General features: G+C 47.8%; 28 protein-coding genes and 1 pseudogene. 10 read left to right on the top strand and 19 right to left on the bottom strand.

All coding sequences use genetic code 11. From position 1 onward, the window contains the following. Positions 1-280: 280 nt before the first annotated feature. The 7 genes from QT397_23185 to QT397_23155 all read right to left on the bottom strand — a co-directional run bounded on the left by QT397_23185 (position 281) and on the right by QT397_23155 (position 6,789). Positions 281-883 carry a glutathione S-transferase N-terminal domain-containing protein gene (locus QT397_23185; protein ID WNZ55716.1) on the bottom strand — a complete coding sequence of 201 codons (603 nt, stop codon included), beginning with the start codon at positions 881-883 and terminating at the stop codon, positions 281-283. Between the two features lie 83 nt (positions 884-966). Further along, positions 967-1,218, bottom strand: coding sequence for a DUF465 domain-containing protein (locus QT397_23180; protein ID WNZ55715.1), 252 nt, complete (start codon positions 1,216-1,218; stop codon positions 967-969). A 314-nt stretch (positions 1,219-1,532) separates the two neighbouring features. Continuing rightward, positions 1,533-2,225, bottom strand: a complete 693-nt coding sequence (locus QT397_23175; protein ID WNZ55714.1) for a TetR/AcrR family transcriptional regulator — start codon at positions 2,223-2,225, stop codon at positions 1,533-1,535. Between the two features lie 205 nt (positions 2,226-2,430). Then, the gene (cydB, locus tag QT397_23170) at positions 2,431-3,450 is read right to left on the bottom strand and encodes a cytochrome d ubiquinol oxidase subunit II (GenBank protein WNZ55713.1); all 1,020 of its coding nucleotides are present in this window, start codon (positions 3,448-3,450) and stop codon (positions 2,431-2,433) included. Then, a complete protein-coding gene (locus QT397_23165) occupies positions 3,447-4,835 on the bottom strand; it encodes a cytochrome ubiquinol oxidase subunit I (protein WNZ55712.1) in 1,389 nt (462 codons plus the stop codon). The genes cydB and QT397_23165 overlap by 4 nt, the downstream gene beginning before the upstream one ends. A 317-nt stretch (positions 4,836-5,152) precedes the next feature. Then, a complete protein-coding gene (locus QT397_23160) occupies positions 5,153-5,710 on the bottom strand; it encodes a MarR family transcriptional regulator (protein ID WNZ55711.1) in 558 nt (185 codons plus the stop codon). A 125-nt stretch (positions 5,711-5,835) separates the two neighbouring features. Next, a complete protein-coding gene (locus QT397_23155) occupies positions 5,836-6,789 on the bottom strand; it encodes a DUF1853 family protein (GenBank protein ID WNZ55710.1) in 954 nt (317 codons plus the stop codon). 263 nt (positions 6,790-7,052) lie between these two features. Here QT397_23155 and QT397_23150 point away from each other — a divergent pair, with 263 nt between their 5' ends. Then, complete coding sequence (locus QT397_23150; GenBank protein ID WNZ55709.1) at positions 7,053-7,955, top strand: bile acid:sodium symporter family protein; 903 nt, start codon at positions 7,053-7,055, stop codon at positions 7,953-7,955. A 211-nt stretch (positions 7,956-8,166) separates the two neighbouring features. Then, entirely contained in the window at positions 8,167-9,084 is a 918-nt protein-coding gene (locus QT397_23145; protein WNZ55708.1) for a glycosyltransferase family 2 protein, read from the top strand. An 80-nt stretch (positions 9,085-9,164) separates the two neighbouring features. On the opposite strand, the gene QT397_23140 is transcribed toward QT397_23145, so the two are convergent. From QT397_23140 to QT397_23130, 3 genes are all read right to left on the bottom strand, one after another. Further along, positions 9,165-11,525 carry an autotransporter outer membrane beta-barrel domain-containing protein gene (locus tag QT397_23140; GenBank protein ID WNZ55707.1) on the bottom strand — a complete coding sequence of 787 codons (2,361 nt, stop codon included), beginning with the start codon at positions 11,523-11,525 and terminating at the stop codon, positions 9,165-9,167. 151 nt (positions 11,526-11,676) lie between these two features. Continuing rightward, positions 11,677-12,453, bottom strand: a complete 777-nt coding sequence (locus tag QT397_23135; GenBank protein WNZ55706.1) for an OmpW family outer membrane protein — start codon at positions 12,451-12,453, stop codon at positions 11,677-11,679. 311 nt (positions 12,454-12,764) lie between these two features. Beyond that, positions 12,765-13,694: a LysR family transcriptional regulator gene (locus QT397_23130; protein WNZ55705.1), complete on the bottom strand. Its 930-nt coding sequence runs from the start codon at positions 13,692-13,694 to the stop codon at positions 12,765-12,767. Positions 13,695-13,807: 113 nt separating this feature from the next. On the opposite strand from QT397_23130, the gene QT397_23125 reads away from it, so the two are divergent. Genes QT397_23125 through QT397_23110 form a run of 4 tightly spaced genes read left to right on the top strand, consistent with a single transcriptional unit; the run spans position 13,808 to position 16,569 of the window. Continuing rightward, positions 13,808-14,026 carry a hypothetical protein gene (locus QT397_23125; protein ID WNZ55704.1) on the top strand — a complete coding sequence of 73 codons (219 nt, stop codon included), beginning with the start codon at positions 13,808-13,810 and terminating at the stop codon, positions 14,024-14,026. Between the two features lie 2 nt (positions 14,027-14,028). Further along, positions 14,029-14,958: a sodium-dependent bicarbonate transport family permease gene (locus tag QT397_23120; protein ID WNZ55703.1), complete on the top strand. Its 930-nt coding sequence runs from the start codon at positions 14,029-14,031 to the stop codon at positions 14,956-14,958. Between the two features lie 6 nt (positions 14,959-14,964). Next, the gene (gene purE, locus QT397_23115; GenBank protein WNZ55702.1) at positions 14,965-15,456 is read left to right on the top strand and encodes a 5-(carboxyamino)imidazole ribonucleotide mutase; all 492 of its coding nucleotides are present in this window, start codon (positions 14,965-14,967) and stop codon (positions 15,454-15,456) included. Positions 15,457-15,468: 12 nt separating this feature from the next. After that, entirely contained in the window at positions 15,469-16,569 is a 1,101-nt protein-coding gene (locus QT397_23110; GenBank protein WNZ55701.1) for a 5-(carboxyamino)imidazole ribonucleotide synthase, read from the top strand. A 3-nt stretch (positions 16,570-16,572) separates the two neighbouring features. On the opposite strand, the gene mnhG is transcribed toward QT397_23110, so the two are convergent. The 9 genes and pseudogenes from mnhG to QT397_23065 form a co-directional block, all read right to left on the bottom strand. Further along, positions 16,573-16,920 carry a monovalent cation/H(+) antiporter subunit G gene (gene mnhG, locus QT397_23105; protein ID WNZ55700.1) on the bottom strand — a complete coding sequence of 116 codons (348 nt, stop codon included), beginning with the start codon at positions 16,918-16,920 and terminating at the stop codon, positions 16,573-16,575. Continuing rightward, on the bottom strand, positions 16,907-17,242 hold the full coding sequence (locus tag QT397_23100; GenBank protein ID WNZ55699.1) for a cation:proton antiporter: 336 nt from the start codon (positions 17,240-17,242) through the stop codon (positions 16,907-16,909). The genes mnhG and QT397_23100 overlap by 14 nt, the downstream gene beginning before the upstream one ends. Next, positions 17,242-17,715, bottom strand: coding sequence for a Na+/H+ antiporter subunit E (locus tag QT397_23095; GenBank protein WNZ55698.1), 474 nt, complete (start codon positions 17,713-17,715; stop codon positions 17,242-17,244). Before QT397_23095 ends, QT397_23100 begins: the two co-directional genes overlap by 1 nt. Positions 17,716-17,736: 21 nt before the next feature. Beyond that, positions 17,737-18,765, bottom strand: a complete 1,029-nt coding sequence (locus QT397_23090; protein ID WNZ58586.1) for a proton-conducting transporter membrane subunit — start codon at positions 18,763-18,765, stop codon at positions 17,737-17,739. Further along, entirely contained in the window at positions 18,680-19,240 is a 561-nt protein-coding gene (locus tag QT397_23085) for a hypothetical protein (GenBank protein ID WNZ55697.1), read from the bottom strand. Before QT397_23085 ends, QT397_23090 begins: the two co-directional genes overlap by 86 nt. Then, positions 19,237-19,611, bottom strand: a complete 375-nt coding sequence (locus QT397_23080) for a Na+/H+ antiporter subunit C (protein WNZ55696.1) — start codon at positions 19,609-19,611, stop codon at positions 19,237-19,239. The genes QT397_23085 and QT397_23080 overlap by 4 nt, the downstream gene beginning before the upstream one ends. A 1-nt stretch (position 19,612) precedes the next feature. Beyond that, positions 19,613-20,032, bottom strand: coding sequence for a Na+/H+ antiporter subunit B (locus tag QT397_23075; GenBank protein WNZ55695.1), 420 nt, complete (start codon positions 20,030-20,032; stop codon positions 19,613-19,615). Next, complete coding sequence (locus QT397_23070; protein ID WNZ58585.1) at positions 20,029-20,610, bottom strand: DUF4040 domain-containing protein; 582 nt, start codon at positions 20,608-20,610, stop codon at positions 20,029-20,031. Before QT397_23070 ends, QT397_23075 begins: the two co-directional genes overlap by 4 nt. Positions 20,611-21,192: 582 nt before the next feature. After that, a pseudogene (locus QT397_23065) lies at positions 21,193-22,295 on the bottom strand (proton-conducting transporter membrane subunit). Between the two features lie 366 nt (positions 22,296-22,661). On the opposite strand from QT397_23065, the gene QT397_23060 reads away from it, so the two are divergent. The 4 genes from QT397_23060 (at position 22,662) to QT397_23045 (ending at position 24,845) form a co-directional block, all read left to right on the top strand. Then, positions 22,662-22,934, top strand: a complete 273-nt coding sequence (locus tag QT397_23060) for a hypothetical protein (protein WNZ55694.1) — start codon at positions 22,662-22,664, stop codon at positions 22,932-22,934. Then, complete coding sequence (locus QT397_23055; protein ID WNZ58584.1) at positions 22,931-23,449, top strand: right-handed parallel beta-helix repeat-containing protein; 519 nt, start codon at positions 22,931-22,933, stop codon at positions 23,447-23,449. Before QT397_23060 ends, QT397_23055 begins: the two co-directional genes overlap by 4 nt. Positions 23,450-24,021: 572 nt before the next feature. Then, positions 24,022-24,378: a hypothetical protein gene (locus QT397_23050; protein ID WNZ55693.1), complete on the top strand. Its 357-nt coding sequence runs from the start codon at positions 24,022-24,024 to the stop codon at positions 24,376-24,378. After that, on the top strand, positions 24,366-24,845 hold the full coding sequence (locus QT397_23045; GenBank protein WNZ55692.1) for a right-handed parallel beta-helix repeat-containing protein: 480 nt from the start codon (positions 24,366-24,368) through the stop codon (positions 24,843-24,845). The genes QT397_23050 and QT397_23045 overlap by 13 nt, the downstream gene beginning before the upstream one ends. The last annotated feature ends 6 nt before the right edge of the window (positions 24,846-24,851 follow it).

Raw genomic sequence — 24,851 nt, 5'->3', positions numbered from 1 at the left:
AAAAGGGATTAGGCTAGTAAAAAAATGTGGCATTTATATTAATTAAAATAGACTACATTCTGCTGATGGAGTCACGGTGCCTTAAAATGAGGAATGCGCTGCGCTGTAGTAACGCATTAAGAATGAATGCCGATTCCGAGCTTACCGAGATGTAATCACAGCGAGTCTCAGTTGTAGAGTGTCCTTTCCACCTGACACAATAGTTTACTACTCAGTATTTTGACCTGTTCAGAACAAATAGCGGGATAACTTATTCTTGTTGGTATTCCGCATTTTGTAACTATTCATGCAGCTGACACTTACTCAGGCTTTCACTTTTCTCCAAATCTTCCGATATGGCCATAAGTTTCGGGTGGTCACTTCTCCAGTCAAAATCTTCATGGCGAAAATCAAGATAGGATAGTGCTGAGCACAAGTTAATATGTGGCAAGCTAAGACTGGCGGGTAATCGATCCAGGTGCTTTTCCAGGTAATCTAGAGATCTCTCAATAGCACTGAAATAGCGCTGCCACCAAAAATCAGACCTAAGTTCTTCCCGTGCGCGCAGCTTTTCCATTTGCAGATGCACTGCTGCGTCCATTAATCCAGAGCTGATACTGTGAAAAGTATACAGATCCCAATTGTTATCCAGTGGCGCAGATAAGTGACCATCCCCCAAGCTTTTATCCAGAAACGCACAGATGACTTCGCTATCAATGATCGAGGAGCCATTATCCAGGGTTAGGCAGGGGACTTTTCCCAAGGGGTTGCTGGAAATAAGTTCGTCGTCATTGTGAAAGGGGTGAGAGAAATGCTCTGTTACCACAGAGTGCAGACGCTGTTCTTGCACAACAATGCGCGCCTTGCGCGCAAAGGGGGAGGAAAAGGTCAAGTACAGTTGCATAGGCCAAGCTCTTTTAGGCTGCGTGCCCTTTCAGCAACTGCAGTGACCGCCAGTGCTGCTACGAGCAACTGTTAACGCGTACTTTAGTGATGGGTAATCACTGAAGTAATGCGGTTATAGAGGTGCTGTTTTAAGTAGGCTCTCTGTTTTTTGAGGCTGGAATAGTGATCGTCGTCGGTGCCAATACCACTATCCTGAAGGCCTCTTATTTGTTTATCCAGTTTGCTGTAGATGTCGTTTTCAAGTTTGAATTGAATATCGTCTTCGATGAGCTGCTTGATTGTGTCTGCATATTCTGGGAAATCCACCGAGAGCTCGTGTGAAGCAATGGGCATAAGGGACCTCCACAATCGATATTAGTTAATGAAGTGTAGGTTCAGTCTTGCCAGTCACAAAAATGCAATTCTAGCGCTGCTTCCCTTAATCAACATAGTTATAAAGTGAAGTTAATATAAGCCTTTATATAGCCATTTGATATATATAAAAGTTGAAGCTATTTTATTAGCAAATATTTTTTACCCTCTTTTTTTTGATTATCGGTAATTGTTAGTCAGGTGAGGCTTAAACAGAGGGCTGGGTGGAAGTGACGGGCACAAAAAAGCCCGACAATTACTTGTCGGGCTTTTTTGTTGCGGTTCTGCTACTGGGCTTAGGCCGAAGCCTCCAGTGGTGCAAAGCGCAATTGGCGCCTCTGCAAAAGCTCACCGAGATAGAGCTTTAAGTAGGCTGCAGCGGCCCGTTTCCCCTCTGCTGCAGAGTCTTCTGTTATTTTCCCAAAGCGGGAATAAGACTGGGAGCAGAAAGAGTCGTTAATGTTGATGGCACACATAAACCGGTCTCGCCAATCCTGAGAGGGTGGCAACTCAAACTCCCGAGACAGGTTTTTGATCAGAGTATCTGCCAGGCGCCAATTGTTTTCCATTTGTAGTTGGCGTAATGCCCAACTGGACTGAGGTCCAAAATGTACTTTTAGTGCTGCGAGATTCTCTTCATAGTAGCCGCGCACAAGGTCGCACAGCTGATTCAGCATATCCTGCCAGCTTTCTGACGGAGAAAAATCCGAATGGCCCAATACTACGTCACCGAAAGACTTATAGTGACGCTCGGCCAGGGCGGTTAAGCTGGCATCTACACTTGGGAAGAAATGATAAACAGACGCTGCTGGAACACCTGCAACCTGACTAAGGTTTGCGAGGCTAATATCCGTAGAGTCTTGTTCAGTAATTAATACTTCAAGGGCGTCAAGAAGCTTTTCATACTTCTCCCGACCATTTTTGCGTTGTGGTTTGCGCGGACTGGCAGTGTCGCGCCGGCTGATAGCTCGTCGATCGATTTGGTTCAAATTACCTCCCCCTATAGACAAGCGGTACTGGCCATGGGCTAGCATACGCTTTACTTCCATGTAAAAAATTGTCTTTTGGAATTGATTATTATAATCGTACCAAATTCAGGCGAGCAAGAAGAACTTGTTTGATTTGTGGGGTAGTTCCACATTAATTAATTAAATTCGGCTAGCGGGTATTTCTGCCAGCCGAATGGAAATGCAGCTAGTGATAATGTAGCTCTGTCGCCTTTCCTCGGAAGACGTAATAAGAGAAAACGGTATAGGCGAGGATGACGGGAACTACTATTACCGCACCCACAAGAATAAATTTTAATGAGGCGGTGGCACTGGCTGCCTGCCAAATATTTAGTTGGCCGGGAACAATATCAGGGAAAAAGCTGAAGGCCAGGCCGACAAAGCACATCAGAAAAATAACAACGACGGTAAAAAAAGGAACCGCTTTATGTCTGTCCGCAGGCTTAGGCATTCTCGCCAGCAGAACATCATTGGAGACAAAGGCGATAAAGCACAGGGTGGGGACGAGTAGTACAAACATAACCAGAGGGTAGGTAAACCATCGGTCAAATACGGTTGGGTTTACCAGTGGATTGATGGCCGATACTGCAACCACCCCAAGCAGGGTGGCCCGCCCTGCGTAACGGGTCCATGTGGTCGCTCGTTTTTGCAGCTCCGACTCGGTTTTAAGAACCAGCCAGGCGCCGCCAATATAGGCGTATGCGGCGGTAACTCCCAGAGCGCTGAGCGCTGAAAAAAGCTGTGCAGACCAGTCGGGCTTAAAGCCAATCACGTACTGCCCCAGCATGTACCCCTGCGCTAGGCTGGTAATAATAGACCCCGCTTTAAAGGTTCGATCCCAGGTTAGCTTTTTGTCGATGGCAGCCTTGGCACGAAAGTCGAATGCCACTCCTCGCATGATTAGCCCGACCAGCATAATCGCAGCTGGTATATATAGATGCATTAACACCAGGTTGTGTGCGATTGGGAATGCAATCAGGAGCAAACCGATTGCCAGCACCAGCCAAGTTTCGTTGGCATCCCAAAAGGGGCCAATGGATGCGATCATGGTATCCCGCTGGGATTCCTCCTCTTCTCCCATGGGGAGCAAAATGCCCACGCCAAGATCGTAGCCATCCAGAATTGCGTAGACTATTACCGCCAGGCCCATAAGGGCGACAAAGGCGACAGGCAGCCAATAGGCCGCTGCAGAAGCGCTACCGGTCATTTGCCTTCCCCCTTGTCATTTTTCTCAGTATCTTTTGGGCGGTTGGTTAAGCTAGTTCCGGCGAATAGTTCCTGAGTTTCAAACTCCTCGACTTTTACAGACTTCAGGGCCATCACTTTCAGGGTTCTTGTGTACGCATAGAGCAATATCACATAGACAACCAGATAAAGGGTTAGGGAAAAACCGACATGGGAAGGTGGTACTGGAGTAACAGCATCGGCGGTTTTCAGTACTCCTGTAACGAGCCAGGGTTGGCGTCCAATTTCTGTGACATACCAACCGGCCAAGGTGGCTATCCAGCCGGAGAATGTCATCGCGACCAGGGTTTTAAGCATCCAGCGAGGCAGCTCACCTTTGCGCAATAGGTAGACCCCTCCCCAAGCGGTTAGCAGCATCAATATTCCTATGCCGACCATAATGCGGAAGGCGAAAAATACGGGGGCTACCGGTGGGTGATTATCGGGGAATTCATTTATTCCCTTGATCTCACCATCCCACTCATGGGTAAGGATAAGGCTGGCCATCTTGGGAATGCCGATCGCCAAATGGTTGGTTTTTTCTTCTCCGTCGGGTATCGCAAATAACAGCAGGGGCGCACCGCGCTCTGTTTCCCAGACTCCCTCCATTGCGGCGACTTTTTGCGGTTGGTGCTCAAAAGTGTTGAGTCCGTGTAAGTCACCCACATAGATTTGAATCGGAATAAAGATGGCAGCGAGAATCAGTCCTGTTTTAAGGGCGAGTCGGGGCGCGCGTTTGGGGTCTCCTTTAAGAATCCGATAAGCGGAAATCCCCGCAACAAAGAAAGATGCCGTCAAACCCGAAGCCAGCAGCATATGTGTAAGTCGGTAGGGGAAAGAGGCGTTAAAGATAATTTCCATCCAGCTTGCCGGGTAGGCGACCCCATCCCGTAGATCGAATCCGGCAGGTGTTTGCATCCAGGAGTTGAGAGCAATAATCCAAAAAGCGGATAGAGTGGTTCCTGTTGCCACAATAAAGGCAGATAAAGTATGTATTTTGCTTGGCACCTTATTAATGCCAAACAACATAATGCCGAGAAAGGTTGCTTCGAGAAAGAATGCAGTAAGTACTTCGTATCCGAGAAGCGGGCCGGCGATATTGCCGACCTGGGCCATAAAGCCGGGCCAGTTTGTTCCGAACTGGAATGACATGGTGATGCCACTCACTACGCCGAGAGCAAATGTCAGGGCAAAGACTTTTACCCAAAAACGATATGCGCGCATCCAGACCGGATTATTAGTTTGGTCGTAGCGTAATTTAAAAAAGAAAACGATCCACGCGAGTGCGATGGTGATTGTTGGAAATAGAATATGAAAGCTGATATTTGCGGCAAACTGTATCCTGGAAAGGATCAGGGTATCTAGCATGAGAGCCTCTGCTGGTCTGAGATCTTTGAACCAGTGAGCCGATTAGCACCTCCTGTGCTAATCGGCACTGCAAGAAAATATAGAGGCAGGTGTGTGTTCCCGCGTATACAATCCTGCAGGAGCCGACTTTGGATCGGCAGCGGCACGGCCTTGTGCCGTTTTTAATCCAACACTATGGGCTGCCGGATTAAAAATATGCCGGGGCTTTTAGCCATGGATTTGGCCCTATGGGTTTCTCCCCGGAATAAGTGCTTCAGATGAAGGTGTTATTTCGCTTTGAGTGCAGCGGTATATTCCTCGTACTAGCGTTTTTTTCGCTAGTTTGAGGTGTTCTGTCCACCTGTCATCTTACTTTTGAGTTCCAGTAGCTTGACGATACCGGAGCCTAGCTTCATCAATTTAAGCAGGTCCTGGTGTTCTAGCTTGCTGAGTGTGTTGGCAAATTCTTCGAGCAGCTCCAGCAAGCTGTAAACTTCCTGGATTTTTTCCTGTGCCTGGGCATCCAGCTCATCTTGGGGTTCATTGAGCAGCAGCTGGCGAAGCAGACTTAATGTAGGGTCGAGCTCTCGCTTGCGGCGCTCCTCGAAGACAGTGCGAGCGAGGTCCCAGATTGACCCAGCTGCAGTGAAATAATCTTTGCGATCGCCCGGTTGATGATGCAGCTCAACCAAGCGCCAGGCCTGTAGCTCTTTGAGCCCCATACTGACATTGCCACGACTGATCTTCAGGGCCTGGGCCAATTGCTCGGCATTGAGTGGCGTGGGATGAATGGTGAGTAGGGCAAACATTTGCCCGACCGTGCGATTGAATCCCCAGCGGCTACCCATTTCACCAAAGTGCAGTACGAATGCCTGGGCTTGACTCGATAGTTTCATTTACTTCTTAAGTTTCAGAAATTTCTGAAAATTGTAAATGTAAATTGATCTATGTCAATCACCAATTTAGAAAATAATGTGAGGCCAGCGAAAGGCTCCCTGATTCTGATCTGGAGAGAGGCTGGTTATATGCTTAAGCTACTTTTGGCTCTTTGGTACCAGTTGTCGGGCACGATAAAGCCTCTGCAGGCTTCGCCATTTTTATCGACGGCGGCGATGCACAGGGGGTGGGTAAAACTTTCGGGCAGCAGTGCCTCTAGCAATTGATCGGCAGTCATGCCGGTGGTGCTGCTCTGAGGCGCCAGCCAGGCTTGCTTGGGGAGTGCCAGCCACTCGAGAGCACTGCGGTTTGCCTGGCTCAAGGAGAATGACCGAAACTCAGATAACGATACCCACCAAAGATCATGACTGGAGGGCCGGTGAAGTGTATCCAGCGGTTTGAATAGTCTCCCGGGCATTAGCGCCCACTGGCGATCTATCTCTAGGCCGTGCTCTTTCAGCATTGATTGAACTGCCGGCATTTCAATCAGTGGCAGTTGATGATCTGCCATTCTTGCCAGTTTGATATCCAGTCGGTCCTTGATTCCAGGCCCCACCCAATGGATATCGGTAACCTGGAGATAAATTTTTACGGCAATTTCCCAGTGTTCACACTGGTTGCTGGGCAGGTGTTGCACGACGAAGTCGAGTTCCCCCAGTGTCTTGCCCCCGGACCTTAGAGGGAGGTTTTGGTAGAGCAGCTGGTAGTCGGGATGTTTGTCAAAGGCAAATGACCAGAGCCTTTCAAAGTAAGTGCCCAAGCGGTTGTTGGGTTTGTTGAGGTTGAGTTCGTGCAGGTAATTATCCAGTTCAGGGGAAAGTGCATTTTTTACTTTCGGGCAGGAGAAGTATTCCAATAGGGACTTTCGTCGCGTGGGTAGAAGCCAGGGGAGTTGGTTAGCTGCACTAAAAGCTGTAACGGAGTCCTCGCTAGTGGGAATATCCGAACTTCCCACGGACCACATTAAGTTGTCCCAATTATCTACCTGTCCGCTTTTCAGGGAGGAAATCATGGCCTTCTGTATCGTTTCCTGAGTCATTAAACTTCTGTATATTGCTAAAATACAAGACAGATTGGTGAAGTCATCTATGATTGCTTTACCATCTGAACTAAAAATAATAATTACACTTATAAGAATCGATCCGAGCACCAAAAAAATCAGCGAATTACCGATGTCGAAATAAGTCGCCTGGCAGTGGAGTTTCTGCCTTGATTTCGTTATCCATCTCCAGTGCCAGCTTTATTCTGGGAGTTGATTTTGGTCGGGTATTTTTCTTACAGTGACTGATACTGGAGAAAATCATGGAATCAGGTCCCCTTATTTCGATCGGCTTGCCTATCTCGCTGTTTATCATCATGGTGGGAATAGGGATGACCCTAACTGCCAGGGATTTCCATCAGGTAACGGTAAAGCCCATTGGCCTTATTATCGGAACTTTTACCCAAATTCTCCTGATGCCAGCTATAGCAATTGGCCTCTGCTGGGGATTAAATCTACCACCGGCCATTGCTGTTGGCCTAGTCATTATTGCCGCCTGTCCGGGAGGCACAACATCGAACCTGTTTACCTTGATGGCTCGCGGCAACGTGGCGCTTTCTATTGTATTAACAGTTTCTGCCAGCCTGATTACTATTGCCAGTTTACCGCTTTTCGCAAATTATGCGCTTCGAACTTATTTCGGCGCTGACCAGACTATAACTCTGCCATTCGCCAGTACAGTGGTGATGTTATCCAGTATTGTCCTCTTGCCTGTTGTGATAGGGATGCTATTTCGTGCCTGGAGACCGCACCTGGCTCGCCGCGCAGAGGGAATAGTCAGTATTTTTGGCGGGGTTGTATTGCTTGCACTGGTAGCAGGCCTTATCTGGGGAATTCGCGATCGCCTTGCAGACTTGATGGTTCAAGCTGGACCCTCGGTCATTCTATTGAATCTCTGTGGTGTGCTATTGGGACTTCTTATCAGCCGGGTTGCTGGCCTGCCAAAGCGGGAAGGGGTTGCGGTTGCAACGGAACTCGGTATTAAGAACAGTACCATCGGAATGATGGTAACCCTCACGCTCTTACACTCGAGCGAGATGTCCGTGCCCTCAGCAGTTTACGGTGTATTGATGTTCCCATCTGGCGTTCTTTTGGCGTTATATGGTCGCCGTGGTGCAACGAAAAAACTGGCCTCTGAGACGGAAGGAGCAGGTGAAGTAGGGTAGTAAATGTTGCATTTACCGAAAACTAGACCATACCTTTACTATTGAGGGTGTGGTCGATCTTGGAAAATTGAGCTCGCCTATACCAATTTCTGTTACTGCACTATGAATTTCAATAATTCTAATGTGCGGCCACGGATTACTGAATGTCCTTTTTAGGTATATGTCTAAAACCAGGCATTGAGTTGTCTCAACCCCAGATTGTAAAGTCAATATGTTCAAGGGTTTTACGGCGAAGCGCAGCAAGAAAAATACAATCAACAACAACCTAAAATTAGATGCTCTGGTCTGGAAGAGAATATTGGAGCAGTCGGCCCTCAGTGGTAATGATTCTGGGGTAGGTAATGCGGCTAAACACAGTATTGTTGTTTCTCTGACTAGCTATGGAAAGCGAATCCATGATATCCATTTGTGTATCGAGAGTTTATTTCAGCAGTCGCTAAAAGCGGATTTAATTGTACTTTGGCTGTCGACCAAAGAATTTCCAGATTATATGTTGCCCAATATTTTAATGAGGCAGGTGGATCGTGGGTTGAGAGTTGAATTTGTTGATGAAGATTTAGGACCTTACACAAAGTATTATTACGCGCTTCAAAAATTTCCTGATAGCCTGATAGTCACGGTGGATGACGATATCCTCTACCCGATGGATACCATCGATATGCTGTATCAGTCATATTTAAAGTTCCCGTCACATATTTTCTGTCATCGAGCTCACAGGATAGGTGTTGATAAAAAAGGCAATATATTGCCTTACAATAAATGGAGGACAACGCGGGAAACTTGGAAGTGCAATATGAATATCAAACCTTCTTATCGCGTTTTTCCTACTGGAGTTGGTGGTGTTTTATATTATCCCGGCTCTTTACATCCCGATGTTCTGAATAAAGATAAGTTTTTGGAGTTATGTCCTAGTGCGGATGATATCTGGCTTAAAGCCATGAGTATGAGGCAAGGAGTCCGTTGTGCAAGAGTGCCAGATGTTCGTTTCTGGAGGGATAGGTTTTTAACAATCCCTGGGTGTCAGGCTAGCGGCTTGAAGAAACAAAATTTAAAGGGAAAGTGTGGTAACGATAAGAAAATACACAGAGTATTCTCCGAATATAATTTATCTCAGTTACTGTTAGAGTGAATAGGCACTGCTTTATCTAGAGGTAATGTAGTTGTCGCACTCTAAGGTTGATATTTGGCTTTCAGTTTAATCTCAAACTGCTACCACTTATAACGAAATCCTAATTCCAAGCCTCCGGAAAAACTATTCCCCAGGTTTTCCAAACTGCTGCTGTAATAAATTTCTGAATAGATAGAACAGTGATCACCGCACTCATCGTAGCTCGCGCCCAGGCGCAATTCACCGTACCAGGTATCAGGTTTTTGACTGAGTCGGGTTTCCGATACGAGTAAATTAGTCCTCTGGTCGATATTGTAAATAAGGCTCGGAGTTGCGAACAGAGAGAACCTTTCCAGGGGAATTGAGCCATACATATTGCGACTGCTCTTACGCTGGCTCTTGCGCTTTTCAAAGATGGTTCCCAAGCGTAAGAGGAAGCCATTGTTATTGATATCTGTAGCTTGTACTGCATAGATATCCTGCAAGTTATTGGCTTCCTCCGAGGTGTAAATCAATTGCGCATGGGGTGTCCAGGAATAGTAATCATGCAGTTTAAAACTCTTGCCGCCCTCGATAGACAAGGCGTAACCAAATGCTTCATCGCTATTATTGAGTTCGCGCAGTGATTTGGCATCCATTTCAAAGTCAAACCAATTTAGCTTAAGTTGACTATCAATAAAAATGCCATCCAATCCATACCAGGTGACAAATGCGCTGACGCCGTAGTTACTCGCATCGATTGAGCCATCACCAAAAAATGAACTCACATCGTTATTTGAATCGCCGTAGTGCAAAGCGGCGCTGCCAATAAGTTGGCTTCCAAACACGGAGACTTGTATTGGTAAATCAAAGCCCACTTGTACTTGATAGTAAGTCTGTTTCCAGTTTGCACGGGTACTGGACTCATTGGGATCAAGGGTAATATGTCGGGCAGAGTTCCTGATCCAAAGTCCACGATTATCAATTGCCTGCTCTTGGGCATCGCTATACTCGCTACTGGCCAAGTCCAAATAGCTTGTACCTACCCAATAGCGATTTCCCAGGCGGCTGCGTAGTGAAGAGGGAATATTGAGTGTTCTGAGAATTTGCGGGAGGGCTTCGTAGAGTACTGCAGTAGGTTGCCAGCGGATCATTCCGCCTTCAGGAAATATTGAAGAGTTATCCACAGTTGAACGCAAATACCAGCTGCCATCATCACTTCCTCCTGCGCCGTTCTGGTGCAATGTGTAAGCATAGGCTCCACCTATCACTGCCTGCTGATCATCTTTACTGACAAAGTCCCCTGCCAGAGTGAATTGTGCATTTGATTCGCCTTTGACGGAAACCACCTTAATACCATTGCCCTCAGTCCGCTTTCCTTTACCTGAGCGGTTAAAGACAGAGATAATGGTGGTGCCAGAGCTGTCTCCTTCCACAATTAGTTGATCGCTCTGTGAAAAATCATCTTCAAGGACGGCGTCTACCCATAGGCGCCCATTATTAGAGCGGTATTGCCCATAATTTCCATTATCGTCTTTGGCTATGGTGAGAGTGTTGAACCTATTGTTGGATAGATCAATGGTTCCACTATTGGATACATCTCCTGAAATTACATAACTGTCGCTATCAAAAAATGCCTGCCCACCCCAGCGAATATCCAGGCCGAGGGAATTTCCTTCCGAATCGAGACCTCCTCCGACAGCTAAACTCCCAGTGAATGTCATTTTGGAGCTACCCCAGATAACGACTCTTTCCCAGTTGTTTAGAAGAGTCCCATCAACGGAGTAATCCAATTTAAATATTAAATTGTCGACTTCACCATCATTTGCACTGAGATCATCACCACCATCCAGTATGACATCTCCATCGAAAGAGTGTGAATCTATCAGTAGGGTGTCTGATCCGGAGCCGCCTCGAATTTCGTTACTGATGCCCTCATCCCAATAGATATAGTCATCGCCGTTTCCGCCATCCAGGTAGTTAAAAATGAACCCTCCATCCAAGGTGATGGTATCGTTTCCTTCTCCTCCCCAGACGTGAAAGGACAGCCCATCGAGTAGAATCAGGGTGTCATCTCCATCGCCTCCATGAATGCCTCCTCCCCCGAGATAATTCCCTACATCACTGGATCGCTCGTCGAGAGTTATCGTATCGTTGCCAGCGCCACCGTCGGCAAATAAGGTAACAATTCCTCCCGTGATAGTAATTTCGTCATCTCCCTCTCCCGCAAGTACATTTTCCGCCGTTCCACCGTTAAGAATGATGGTATCGTTGCCGGCATAAGTTTCTATGTCCGCACCATCGGGGTCATTGTCTTCGTCACAGGTGATTTCATCTGCGGCAGAGGTGCCACTATTGCCGGGGTTACATTGTGCTAGAGAGTTGCTGCTAAAAACAAGCAGTGCAGAAAGCGTCATAATGAGTAGGAATATTTTTACGAATCCTACAGAAGAAAGCTGGAAACCAGTTTTTTGGGGGGACACAGTTATTCCTTTTATTGTGCCAGATAGTTGTAATACCGATTAGGTTTTTAGCGGTAAAGTTATAGTTGGGGACAACGCAGCTCGTGTATGAAATAACTTCAAATTTTAAGAGTATTCGCTGTCGCCCAACTGTATGAAATTGCTCCGGTAACTAAAATTTAATACCCACCCCGAAATTTAAGATCCAGGGGTTGTAGTCAAAATGTGCATAGAGGCGATCCCTGCCCAATTCAGTGGGGAAGTCGATAGTGGCATCGGTGTCTGCCAGGTAATAAATCGCGGATGCGTTAAGTAGTAGAGGATATCTCCAGTCGCGGAAATCAAAGATATAATCCAGGCCGGCCTGCAGCCCCCAATCCCACGAGTGCCCCATATTAAATGATCCCGGTGCGACCGAGAGCTCTGAATCTATCAGGTATTCGTTAAACTGGCGGCTGATTTCAACGGTGTGGAAATTGGTGTAATTGATTCCTGCACCGATATAGGGGCGAGCGCGATAGGATGGGTCTAAGAAATACCAGTTGCCGAAGACCATTGTCGTTGTAGTGCTAAAGTCGCCGAGCTGGATTTGGTTTCGCCCAGGGTTGCCGGTGAAATTATCCAGTTTTGTACCATAGCTGGCGCCATTAATATGCATTAATTCTATGCCCCAGCGATCGCTGGGCCGCCACACTCCCGATATTTGCCATGCATGGGTCGAGTCGATTTGCCAACTGCTGTTGTATAAATCCCATTGCTGTAAAACTCTGTATTTAAGCGCTGTGCCCTCATCGTTTGGCTGGACATAAGTCAGGCCAAAACGAACAATAAATTCACCCCATTCGATATCACGCCAATCATCCTGGGCATGGGTCGATAGTGCTGAGAGAGTGAAAAGTAGAGTAATAATTCCTTTATTAATTCCTTTTGCGGTCATCTCGATATCCATCTCTGAAAATCCGGACACAGGCAAAACAGCTTATCTGCCATAGGTGGCTTTGGTTGATAATTATTGGCAGTGCATGGGCCAAGTACCCCAAAAAGTAGCAGGACTGAAAAAGGCCGCAGGGAATTTTTCAAAATTTGAGGCCTAAATTATCTAGCCCGGTTTACAGGGAGAAGGGAATTTATAAGGAGAGAAAGAATAATGCGCTTGGTGCCTTTGGGGGTATAGGTGTCTATTCGGGTTTACAGGGAAATTTCCACTGTGAGTCTTGGGTGGAGTGTATTCTTTCCCTCTTTTCCAATGATAAGGCTGGGCTACGGGAGATTACCCAGGGGCACTTTTTCCAGATTGCGGGCGTACTCCAGGAACTTCTGTGCTGCTGGTGATAGCGGACGTGATTTGCGTCGAGCCAAATACCAGTGGGTGACAATAGGAAGCTCTTCGACATCGAGAATTGACAAGCCTGCGCGTCCGCCAAACGCCAGGGTATGCTCCGACAATATAGAGACCCCCAGACCGGACATAACTGCATGCTTAATGGCTTCATTGCTCTCTATGGTCATACGGAGCTTGAGGTCTACATTGCGTTTGCGCAGGAACTGTTCAATGGCATGGCGTGTACCGGAGCCCTCTTCCCGATGCAGGAACTGACAGCCTGCAAATTCTTGCAGGGAGATTTTCTTGCGGGAGGCCAGTGGGTGCTTCTCAGGCGCTATCGCCAGTAAGCGGTTGGGTAGAAACTCCACCAGCTCCAGGTCCTGGCTCTTTGGAGGATGGCTGAATACGTAGAAGTCATCTTCATCCTCACCGGTGTAATCAATGATCTGTTGGCGGTTGCCCACCCTGAAGTGGATATCCAGTCGCGGATGCTGCTGATAAAACTCCCCGATCAGGTGGGGGATAAAGTATTTGGCGGTGGTCACTACTGCCAGTTGTAAGCTGCCGGTATCCAACCCTCGCAATTGGGCCAGTTTCAGGTCCAGGTACTCGTAACTCTTCAGGATTTCCCGGGCACTTTCTACCAGGGTTTGCCCGGCCTCCGTAAATTGCAGTTGCCTGCCCACCGAGTAATACAGAGGTAAACCCACCGCATCGGAGAGTTTGGCCAGCTGCATCGATACGCTCGGCTGGGTTAGGTGCAGTTTTCTGGCTGCGGCGCTGATATTGCCCAACTCATAGACACAAAGCAGGATCTCCAGTTGTCGAACGGTTCCAATGCGGGCATGGGCACGAGTTAAGGGCACAAAATCACCTATATAGGTTTTGGTTTATAGTTTATATAATAAATATCTATTTTTATCTATCAATAGCAATTCCGATAATGCGTCAATTTCAATAACCAGTGGGGGCATTATCAATGCAGAGATCACAACTCTTCTTTGGCGTGGTTGTCGGCTTGTTAGTTTTAAGCACAGGCTTATCAGTAAATCTTGCCGGTATGAACGGGGTTCCCTTGATGGCTGTAGGCCTAGTGGTGGTTCTGGCCAATGCTGCTTACTGGCTGATGGCGCAGCAAACCCCGAAACGTATACGTATCTCCAATAATCGCTCCAGACAGCGCCGGGGACAGCGATAGAGATGCAGTTGGATATTGTTGTTGGTTTCTTTCTGCTGGGCGCCTTTGCCCAGCTGGTTCGCAGTGACCTGCGTTTACCCAAAGGTCTTTACCAGAGCTGCGTTATCTTCCTGCTAATCGCCATCGGCCTGAAAGGTGGTGCTGCTTTAAGTGCGTATTCCGCTGCCACCCTGGTTCCCCAGTCCCTGGCGGTGGTGGCTTTTGGTGCCCTGTTACCCCTGGTGGCTTTCCCTATCTTGCGCTGGATTGGCAAGTGGTCACGTGTGGATGCGGCGGCAACGGCGGCGCACTATGGGTCTGTCAGTGTTGCCACCTACGCGGTGGCTGTAGCCCTGCTACAGTCACAGAATATTGAATACGAAGCGTATTTCCCTCTGTTTGTAGCGCTTCTTGAAGTCCCGGCAATCATTGTCGGCATGTTGTTGGCACGGCAATCGATGGGCAGTTCGAGCAAGCGCCGGGTGTTTCACGAGGTCACCTGCAACCAGGGAGTACTGTTGCTCCTGGGGGGAATCGTTATCGGAGCCTGGGCTGGAGAGCGCACCGCTTCAGTAATGCCTTTGTTTGGGACCCTGTTTCATGGCATATTGGCGCTCTTTCTGCTGGAAATGGGGCGTGTCGCTGCGGCGCGGTTGGCCGATGTTAGAGGGCAGGGTGCTTTCCTGCTCAGCTTCGGCATTTTTATGCCGCTGATTGGCGGTGCCGCTGGCGGTATCTTGGGGAGTTTGTTGGGTTTGTCGCCTGGTGGTATCTTTCTGCTCGCGGTGCTCGGTAGCAGTGCCTCTTATATCGCTGTGCCTGCGGCTATGTCCGTTGCCCTGCCGCAGGCCAATGCTAGTGTGTCCATCACTTTGTCCCTGGCAGTTACCTTTCCTTTCAATGTGCTGGTGGCGATTCCCGTCTATCTGGCGCTCGTTCAATATTGGAGTTAATCGCAAGTGAAGCCGATTCCTTTTGAAAAAGTCACTATCGTAATGGGTTCCCGCTCGGATTGGGCCACCATGAGCAACGCGACTAAGCCTCTGGAAGAGCTCGAAGTTCCCTTTGCTACTGCTGTGGTTTCGGCCCACAGAACTCCCCAGCGCATGGTTGAATTTGCCAGCCGTGCCCACGAATCCGGTACCGAAGTGATTATTGCTGGCGCCGGCGGCTCCGCCCACCTGCCGGGTATGATCGCTGCTTTGACTCCCCTGCCTGTGATCGCAGTGCCGGTTGAGAGCCGCTTTATGACGGGTATGGACAGCTTATTATCCATTGTGCAGATGCCTCGCGGTGTGGCGGTAGCAACCCAGGCGGTCGGTGCTTCCGGTGCCTACAATGCAGGTTTAATGGCTGCGCAGATGTTGTCTTTGGCTGATGCGGAATTGCAGAAGCGCCTGATCGCCTGGCGTGAGCGCCAGACCGAGCAAGTCCCGATCACGGTTGAGTGATAGGAGATCGTTGTGAGTAAGAGACGAGTTGCCATTATTGGCTGTGGGCAGTTGGCACAGATGATGGCTCAAGAGGGGCAGCCCCTCGGAGTGGAGTTCAGTTTCCTGGCTGAGACCGGTGAAAACACCGACTGTGTGAAGGGACTGGGGACTATCGTGGAGATGGAACCGGGACAGGACCCTGAGGCCTTGTATCAGGCATTGGGACGCCCGGAAGTGATCACCAGTGAGAGAGAGCAAGTGAGTGTGGACTTGCTGCGCTCATTTCAGCCCTTCTGTCCGGTATATCCGGACCCACATATTACAGAGAAGGCCCAGCACCGCTTGCGTGAGAAGCGAGCACTCACAGACGCTGGACTGCCTGTTGCACCTTTCGCAGCAGCACAGGGTGAAAAAGAGCTGCGGGAAGCGGTCGACCAACTGGGATATCCGGCGTTTATTAAGAGCTGTGAAAATGGCTACGACGGCAAGAACCAATGGTGTGTGAAGAGTGCTGCAGACTTGGATGCTGCCATTCCCCAAGCTGGTGATCAGGAGTGTGTGGTTGAGGCTGGGGTGAATTTCGCCTGTGAAGTCTCCATTATCGGTGCTCGCTCGGCATCCGGTGAAATCAAAGCTTATCCGCTGACGGAAAACCGCCACCGCAACGGCACCTTACTGCTGTCCACCGCTCCCTACGACAACCCGGAGCTGCTCAAGGCCGCAGAGGGTTACCTGGCGACCCTGCTGAAGGACTGGGACTATGTGGGTGTATTGGCCGTTGAATGTTTTGTCAGTGAGAGCGGCCTGATTGTCAACGAAGTGGCACCGCGAGTTCACAACAGCGGTCACTGGACCTTTGTCGGCCCTGAGGCCAGCCAATTTGCCAATCATATCCGCGCGATACTGGATATGCCCCTGGGCGATACTGCCTGCCCGGTGCCAGTTGCGATGGTCAATATGTTGGGGGTTGATGTAGCTCCGAAGCAGGATAACGATGGTGTTTGGCTGTACGGCAAAGCACTTCGCCCTGGGCGCAAAATGGGTCATGTCATTTTACAGGACCCAGATATGGAGCACCTGCGCCAGCGCAGCGAAAGTATGATTGAAGAACTTTACGGCGAAAAGATTTAGTGCTTACTGAATATTGCGCATCGGGTTCTTGAACTTGAGTTTGTAGCCGGTACCCCGCCACATGGGAGTGCCGGCTCGATAAGCCGCCCGGGCAATCATATGGACACCAATTGGCACTGTAAGTAATAAGAATAAAATAGCGGCTATGGCCCTGGCTGTTACCTGAGCGTCACTAAAAAGAATTGCTACGCCCGCCAGCAATAATCCGCAACACACCGTAGCCCCTTTTCCCGATGTACTCATTCGAGTGTAAAAGTCCGGCATTCGCAGCAAGCCCAAAGCGGCGCTGAACCCAAAAAAACTGCCCACCAGAATTATCAAAGCGATAAAAATTTCATCAAATGTCATCATGATCCCTATGGCTGTGGGTGACTGTGCGCGAGCCGCTTTTTTCAATAAAACGGGCAAAGGCCACACTCACTAAAAATGCGACCAGGGCCAGGGCGATGGCAGCGTCCAGATACACGGGGTGTCCCGAGGCGATTGCCAGTAGTGCACAGTAGGCTACCGCCAAAATATTGAGAACATCCAGGGCGACAACCCTGTCTGCTAAGGTGGGGCCCAAAGCGATACGCAGGAAGCACATCACCAGGGCGAGTAACAATAGAAAGGAAGCAATATTGATTGCTACTGTGACCAGTGGCGAATGAATATCGATAATTGTGAGAAACATCAGGAAACAGCCTCCTTAACCCGTTTCTCAAATCCCTCCCTAATCTCCTCGCGAAAGGTTTCTGGATCACTGACAAACATAGTATGTACGATTAAGGCATCATTATTGGGTGTGACATCCAATACCATAGTGCCCGGTGTCAGCGAAATTAAATTAGTGAGAATAAAAATCTGGTTTCTATCGAGCCTCTCCATGGGTAGTCGTACTACCAGGGGCCGGCTTTGCAAGCGAGGCGAAAAGACTTCGTAGGCGGCACGCAGGCTGGATAAAACAAGCTCCTCGATAAAGAAAAAGAATAAATGAGCCAAACGGGGCAAGCGGGTAAAGTAAGTCTGTGCCCCGGGTAATATAGGTGAGACTCGCAGTGCCAGAAATCCGATCAGAAAACCAAAGAAAAAATTTGCCATGGAAGCATTACCGGTCAGGGCCGACCAACTGATCGCGAGCAATAAATTTAATAGAAAAATACGCATTTCTATTTATCCATCCCAAAGTTAATGAGTGGTACCTGGTAACACGGCGTTCAGGTAATCATCAGGCTCCAATAACTCTCCGGCAGCCCCCAGGGAGTATTCGATAAAAGGCTCGGGAACCAATCCCAAAGCCAAAGTGATTAATGCCAATAACGCGACTGGCAACAGCCGCTGGAAGCGCTCTGCGCCGCTGAGGCTATATAAATTTTTGCAGTGCTCCTGGGGGTGTGGCTTCCAGAATGCCTCTGCCCATATTTTACTCATTGAAAACAGGGTAAGCGCCCCGGTAATCAGTGCGACGGCAGCGACGATATAGGCGGCCTGGTCGAGGCTCGCTTTGACTAATAGCAGTTTCGCCCAGAATCCAGATAATGGTGGGAACCCCGCTAAGCTAAATGCGGCGATAAAAAAGAAAGTAGAGAGAAGTGGGCTGGCGCGATATAAACCACCAATTTCATTGAGCTCATAACTGCCAGTAAGGCGCTGGGCAGTACCGCTGATCAGGAATAAATTTGTCTTTGCCACAATATTGTGGACCATGTAGAACACAGATCCGGCCAATGCTAAAGGGCTGTTCAGTGCTAATCCCAATACCAGGAATCCAATCTGGCTGATGATATGGAATGCGAGTATCTTGCGGAATTCGTACTGTGCTGCTGCGCCCAAAACACCCGTCAGCATGGTGAGTAATGCAGCTCCCAATAAAATATCCCGGGTGAACTCCAAATCATTGGGAAATATTAAAGTAAAGGTGCGAATTAGCGCATAGACGCCGACTTTAGTCAGAAGACCGGCAAATACAGCGGTTACAGCGACCGGTGGAACATGGTATGAAGCGGGCAACCAGAAAAATAGTGGAAATATTGCCGCCTTAATTCCAAAAGCGCAGATAAAAATAACTGCCAATGTCGAAATCGCGACGGGGTTTTGTACCTCGGCCAAAGAAATATGCAGCTGCGCCATATTAAGGGTGCCGGTGAGTCCATAAAGCAACCCGATAGAGGTCAGCATCAACAGCGTGGATACAAGGTTTAATGCTACATACTTGATGCCACCGTCCAGCTGTATTTTTTCCCCCCAGTACCAGCAGTGCGAAAGAGGCAATCAGCATCACCTCAAACCACACATACAAATTAAATAGGTCGCCGGTGATAAAGCTACCGCTAACACCGGCCAATAACAGTTGAAAGAAACTGTGAAAGCCAAGTTTCACCCGTTTCTCACTGATATCTGAAATGGCAAATAGAGAGACACACAAACCCACGATGGCACTGATCAACAGCATTACCGCACTGAGCCGATCGGCGACCAATGTGATTCCGAAGGGAGCCTGCCAGTCTCCCATTTGCCCAGCTTGAGGGCCCTGGCTTTCTACCAGGACAAGAATATAAAGGTTAATGCAAAGGGCGGTAAGGCACCCCAATATCGAAATACCAGAGCAAAGGTATCTACGGCCTCGAGCGGGAAATGTGATTAACGCCGTGGCGATAGGGATCAGGAATGGCAGGGCCAATAACCAACTCAAGTAGTCTTCTTCCTCTTGGGTTTGACAGGCTCGGCAATACGCATGCTATCCACATCCAATGTACCCAGCTCACGGTAAGCCTGGGCGATCAGGGCCAGGGCAAAGGCCAGCAGGCCGAAGCCAATTACGATCGCAGTTAGGATCAGGGCCTGGGGTAGGGGGTTGGCAACGATAATTTGTGGGGCTTCCTGGCCCTCGGGTACCAGGGGTGGTGAGGCGCGAGTCAACCGCCCGGCGATAAAAATTGCCAGGTTGGCGGCATTGCTAATTAGTACCAAGCCAAATAGATAGTGCAAGAGATGGCGGGCAAGCATCAAATATACGCCGGTAGCAATCAGAATACCGACGACAACGGCGAGGGGAGACTCCATATCAACTGGCCTCTTCCAAAGAAAAAATGAGTGTGAGAACGGCTCCAAGTACTGTCAGGTAAACCCCAATATCAAAAAACAAAAGATTGCTGATAATGATTCCGCCATCTTCCTTGCTGCCTACTATGGCAAACCACTGTCCGGAAAAGGGACCGTCTCCCCAAAATAGAGCCATCAATCCAGATAATCCGGCGATGACAACTCCCCAGGCGGCGAGGGTCCCTGGAGGTATGCGCAGAGCACTTTGTGCCGCCTCCATACCCCAAGCCATGGCAAATAAGGCAAAAGCAGAAGCGGCAATTAATCCAGCAATAAATCCGCCTCCGGGATAATTGTGTCCACGCAACAGCATATAAATGGAGAAGACCAAGATCAGGGCTACCAACACACGGGTCGCTGTCTGTAGGATAATAGAATTCACTGCTTGCCCCGTCTTAAATGATGACCGAGTAAAGTCACCGCAGCGACAGCTGCGGTAAACACCACAATAATCTCCCCGAAAGTATCCAGGGCCCGGAAGTCCACCAGAATGACATTAACGATATTGCGCCCATGAGCCTCGGGTACTGCGGCTTCCTTGTAGAATTCACTCACAGGGCTCTCGAATGGGGTTTGCAGAACCACCAGAATACTAATGGTAAATAAAAGGCCAACTGTGGCACCGAGCAGTGCATCCCTGGGACGAAAGCCTTCCTTCTTGCCGGGAGTAAATACGGGCAGACGTGGAAGAATCGCAGCAATTAATACCAGGTAGAGTGTTTCCACCAGAATCTGTGTAATGGCCACATCCGGTGCACCAAAGAAGAGATAAATTAGAGCGATACCCACACCGAGAGCGCCGAGAGCGCAAATGGCGGTGAGAGGTTTACGCGCAAAACCCGCAGTAAACGTACCTCCTACCGTCAGCAGTATGGCTGCCCACTCTTTTAAATTGAGTCGTGGTGCGGTGTATTCCAGTGAGAAGTGGCCTGTATGAACAAAGGCATAAAAAAGGGCCATCGAGAGCGTAACAAAAATGACTGTGAGATAACGACGCATAATTCCATTTTGCAATATGCGTGTTTGCAGTGCGGCAAAAGCTTTTAATAGTTCTAAGGATTTATCCCATAGTAAATCGGCGCTAGTTGGCGCATGGGTAAAATCCCAGTTTAGCCAGGCGCGCATACGTTTTAGATTGACATACATGAGCACCCCGAGCACAAAAGTAAGAATGCTCATCAGGAGCGGAATGTTAATACCGTGCCAGAGTTTTAGGTCGATGGTTTCTGGAAGTCCGAGTATCGCCGTTAGTGCCGGTTCCACCAGTCCGCCTCCTACTAAGTCCGGGGCTAAGCCAAATGTGAGGCCGAAGGCGCTTAAAACTATTGGGCTTATCCACAAACCGGGAGCTGCCCGGCGAATACGGCTGGAATCTTTTGGGGGAGGGCCAAAGAAAGGTTTGATGGCCACCATGCCGGCTACTGTCACCGTTACCGCATTGGCAAAAATTGCTGCTGTGCCCACCAGTGCGGGCTCTGAAGCTACCGCCAGTGCACCTTCATATTTAAGTTCTTTACCAATAAATCCAAGGAACGGCGGGAATCCGGCCATGGATAGGGCTGAAGCCAGTGCAGCTATAAAAGCAAAGGGCAATAACTTCGCCAGGCCATGAAGCTTGGTTAAATCTCGAGTACCTGTCTGCCGATCGATAATGCCCACCACCATAAACAGTGCGGCTTTATAAAAAGAGTGAACCAGCAAGAAAGTAATTGCAGCGGCGACGGCAGCTGAAGCATCAGAACCCAGAAACATGGTGATAGTGCCCAGAGCGATCACGGTGGTATAAGCGAGGGCCAGTTTCAGGTCTGTTTGACGCAGGGCGGCCAATGCCGCTACTGCGGCAGTGGCAATACCGGTGCAGGTTAAAATCCACTCCCAGTATTCAGTGTGAGCCAGTACCGGATGTAGGCGCGCAAGAAGGTAAATACCGGCTTTGACCATAGTGGCGGAATGTAGATATGCGCTCACCGGTGTTGGCGCCGCCATGGCATTGGGCAACCAAAAATGGAAGGGCAGCTGTGCCGACTTTGAGAATGCTCCGATAAGTACCAGTATCAAGATAGGAAGATACAGTGAACTGGATTTAATCTGTTCCCCTTTAATTAACAATTCTTCAAGATCATAGCTATCGACAATCTCTCCCATTAATAGGAAAGCAGTTAGTAAGCAAAGCCCCCTAAGGCGGTCACTAGTAAAGCCTGTAAAGCTGAGCGTCGTGCAACAGCACTGGAGTGGTTAAAGCCAATCAGGAGGTAACTTGCGACCGTCGTCACTTCCCAAAACACAAATAAAGTAATGAGATCGGATGCCAATACCAACCCCAGCATTCCGACCATAAAGAGATAGAGATAGAGAAAGAAGCGCCGCAATAGTGGATTGCCGCGTAAATACTCAGCGGCGTAAATGGTGATGAAAAAGCCGATACCGCTGATTAATAAGGCAAATAAAAAGCTGAGGCCATCAATATAGAAGCGTAGGGATACGCCAAGTTCTGGAACCCAGCTAATGCCAAAAGAAAACTCTCTACCAGCGGAAATATCGGGCAGATGAAAAAGCAATGACAAGGCAATAATGGCCGGAGGGATCGAAGAAAGTAGGGAGATCCATCTTCCCGGCGTTTTTTTATCGCCATTGCGACTTTCCATGTCGCCTTCTGATTCCATTATTTTATCCCTGGTGACTCGATGCCTATATACAGTAGTGATTCACTGCCAGGGTAATAGTTTAGGTGTTATTCCTGAGCTAGAGTGCTTAGGATCAAATTACTCTTGATTGTCCGTATCAGGTGAATAATCTGAGAGGTCAAACCGGGATCTCGAAAGAGTATGATGATTAATGCTAAAGGCGGCAGCGGATTTGTATTCTTATAATTTTATCCAATTACTTGGATTAATAATTAAGAAAAATATCCTATAGATAAATACCCCATTCCCCTCACACTGTTCCTGTTATTGAGTCGCAAGTATTTATGCACAATGAAGAAGTGTGGAATATAACATAGGAGAATAGATATGTTGAAATTGGCATGCTTAGCTGCAGTGGGAGCTTCTGCTGTTTTTCTGTCCAGTGGTGTTTCTGCTGTGAGCTGTGGGGATGTTGTAACTGTACCGGAAATTTTGGAAGGGGCGATAGAGTCATGCGCCGTAAGCCCTGCGGTCACTATTACTGATGCTGGAACATTGGATTTAAATGGTTACTCAATTAGCTGTAATGGTTCTGGGGTGGGCGTAAATCTGCAAGGTGCTGGAAGGATTCTGAGTAACTCAGAGGGGGAGGGTTTATAGAGAATTGTGCAACAGGTGTCTCCGTTGAAGGGGTTGGAGCGCATTTTATTCAAAATGTAAGTGTCATGAGTAATTCTAATTCTGGTGTTGCAATTACAAGTAACAATAATGTTGTTTTGGATTTATTTTCAAGTTTTAATTCCGGTGTGGGTGTCCGGGTTTTGGGTGACTTTAACCAAGTAATAAATGCAGAAATAAGCGCTAATAATTCTTCCGGTATGGAAGTTTCTGGAAGTAGCAATGTAATAAGTTCAAGTGAATATCAACTAAATGATGATAACGGAATTGTGATTTCAGATGCAGATAATAATCTAATTGTTGGGAATTCATTGGATGAAAATGGAACAAATGGAATTCTATTGGAGGCAGATGATCAGCATGGTAATGTTATTACAGGGAATGAGGTGAATGATAGTGGTAATACGGACCTTAGGGACCAAAATAATCCTGCCTGTGTGAATAATGTATGGATTTCAAATACCTTTGGCAGCTCTAATGATTCGTGCATCCAATAGGAGGGTTATGGGGTTGATATTCTTTGCAGATGTATTTGGTTTGGTTGACGCAAGTTTAGGTGTTATTGCAAGACATAAAAATAAGCTAATTTCTATGTCACATTGGGACAGCAGTATCTATATAACTTGTTGGCAAGCTTAACTCGCCAAAATCTATATTTCAAAGACTCCTGTTTATCGAGATCTTTAAAGTTCGGGTAAAAGCTGTAGGTCCGAACTCCGCCTTTTTAAGGGTAGGTGTTAAAGGTTGCAGTTAGGGGGGATCTAGGTATTGGATAATGAGTTGGCCATTTTTAAAGTAATCGATTCCGAGACTTGGAAATGGCACATCATAATAGACCAACTCTTCAAATATTGGCGGGTCTCCTAGTGGTAGTATTCAGAATTCTGAATACTACCACTAGGAATGACCATCTTGTGCGGGGCATATTTTTCATTCACTTTACGAGACATTTAATTCACGTTTAATTGGGAAGGAGATCCCATAGATAAATCCTAGCTCTCTGTCACACTATCAATAGCCTCGAAAATTCCAGGCTTTGTAGTAATTAATTATGATTGGATGAAATGATATGAAAACTGAATGTGCTAACCTCACAAGATTTACGCTTTTAACGATATCTGGTGTTTCAGCTTTTTCACTGGCGGGTGCCGCCTTCGCGGTAAGCTGCGGTGACACGGTTACTACTCCAGAGACTCTGGATGCATCTATTGTTGCATGTGCTACAAGTCCCGCTGTTACTATCACTGATGCAGGATCCTTGGATTTAAATGGTTATACTATTAGCTGCAATGGGGCTGGGATAGGGGTGCAAATACTAGGGTCAGGAAGGACGCTTTCAGATAGTTCTCTCGGCGCGGGAAGTGTTGAATCTTGTGATGTTGGCATTTCTGTAGAGGGAGTGGGGGGCACTATTTGGAATTTATAACAGTAGTTCTTAATAATTTTTCTGGTATTTCCGTTATTTCTGATACTAATTTTATTTACAATGTTATTTCTGGTTCCTCTACTATTGGTAATGGTGGTGTTGGGGTTAGGCTGGCTGGCGCGAATAATCAGATTATACTTTCTGCATTTGAAAAGAATACACAGTCAGGTGTGGAGATTTCTGGAAATAATAATTATATTAAACAAAGTAGCGCTCTATCAAACTCCGGATCGGGTTTCGTAATTACAACCGCTAATAATATTACCTTAGATAGTGTTACGGCCAATGATAATGGTGTTGATGGAATACTAGCTGAAGCCAGTTCTATGTCAGGTGGATTGATTTTTAATAGTACTGCGCGAGATAATTCTGGAGATGATTTGAGTGATCAAAATACTATTCCTTGTGGGCGATTTCAGTGGATAAATAATGATTTTGGTACAGCAAATAATTCTTGTATTGATTAGTTAGTG

The organism is Microbulbifer sp. MKSA007, assembly GCA_032615215.1.
GTDB lineage: Bacteria > Pseudomonadota > Gammaproteobacteria > Pseudomonadales > Cellvibrionaceae > Microbulbifer.
The sequence above is the reverse complement of the archived record's forward strand: the minus strand, read 5'-3'. Positions and strand labels throughout refer to the sequence as shown.

Coding starts and splice junctions, on each gene's coding strand:
- QT397_23135 (WNZ55706.1), bottom strand. CDS start 12,453: ATGGATATCGAGATGACCGCAAAAGGAATTAATAAAGGAATTATTACT.
- QT397_23185 (WNZ55716.1), bottom strand. CDS start 883: ATGCAACTGTACTTGACCTTTTCCTCCCCCTTTGCGCGCAAGGCGCGC.
- QT397_23100 (WNZ55699.1), bottom strand. CDS start 17,242: ATGTTTCTCACAATTATCGATATTCATTCGCCACTGGTCACAGTAGCA.
- QT397_23160 (WNZ55711.1), bottom strand. CDS start 5,710: ATGAAACTATCGAGTCAAGCCCAGGCATTCGTACTGCACTTTGGTGAA.
- QT397_23060 (WNZ55694.1), top strand. CDS start 22,662: ATGTTGAAATTGGCATGCTTAGCTGCAGTGGGAGCTTCTGCTGTTTTT.
- QT397_23095 (WNZ55698.1), bottom strand. CDS start 17,715: ATGCGTATTTTTCTATTAAATTTATTGCTCGCGATCAGTTGGTCGGCC.
- QT397_23070 (WNZ58585.1), bottom strand. CDS start 20,610: ATGGCCCTTTTTTATGCCTTTGTTCATACAGGCCACTTCTCACTGGAA.
- QT397_23165 (WNZ55712.1), bottom strand. CDS start 4,835: ATGCTAGATACCCTGATCCTTTCCAGGATACAGTTTGCCGCAAATATC.
- QT397_23150 (WNZ55709.1), top strand. CDS start 7,053: ATGGAATCAGGTCCCCTTATTTCGATCGGCTTGCCTATCTCGCTGTTT.
- cydB (WNZ55713.1), bottom strand. CDS start 3,450: ATGACCGGTAGCGCTTCTGCAGCGGCCTATTGGCTGCCTGTCGCCTTT.
- mnhG (WNZ55700.1), bottom strand. CDS start 16,920: ATGATGACATTTGATGAAATTTTTATCGCTTTGATAATTCTGGTGGGC.
- QT397_23050 (WNZ55693.1), top strand. CDS start 24,022: ATGAAAACTGAATGTGCTAACCTCACAAGATTTACGCTTTTAACGATA.
- QT397_23080 (WNZ55696.1), bottom strand. CDS start 19,611: ATGGAGTCTCCCCTCGCCGTTGTCGTCGGTATTCTGATTGCTACCGGC.
- QT397_23180 (WNZ55715.1), bottom strand. CDS start 1,218: ATGCCCATTGCTTCACACGAGCTCTCGGTGGATTTCCCAGAATATGCA.
- QT397_23125 (WNZ55704.1), top strand. CDS start 13,808: ATGCAGAGATCACAACTCTTCTTTGGCGTGGTTGTCGGCTTGTTAGTT.
- QT397_23155 (WNZ55710.1), bottom strand. CDS start 6,789: ATGACTCAGGAAACGATACAGAAGGCCATGATTTCCTCCCTGAAAAGC.
- QT397_23120 (WNZ55703.1), top strand. CDS start 14,029: ATGCAGTTGGATATTGTTGTTGGTTTCTTTCTGCTGGGCGCCTTTGCC.
- QT397_23145 (WNZ55708.1), top strand. CDS start 8,167: ATGTTCAAGGGTTTTACGGCGAAGCGCAGCAAGAAAAATACAATCAAC.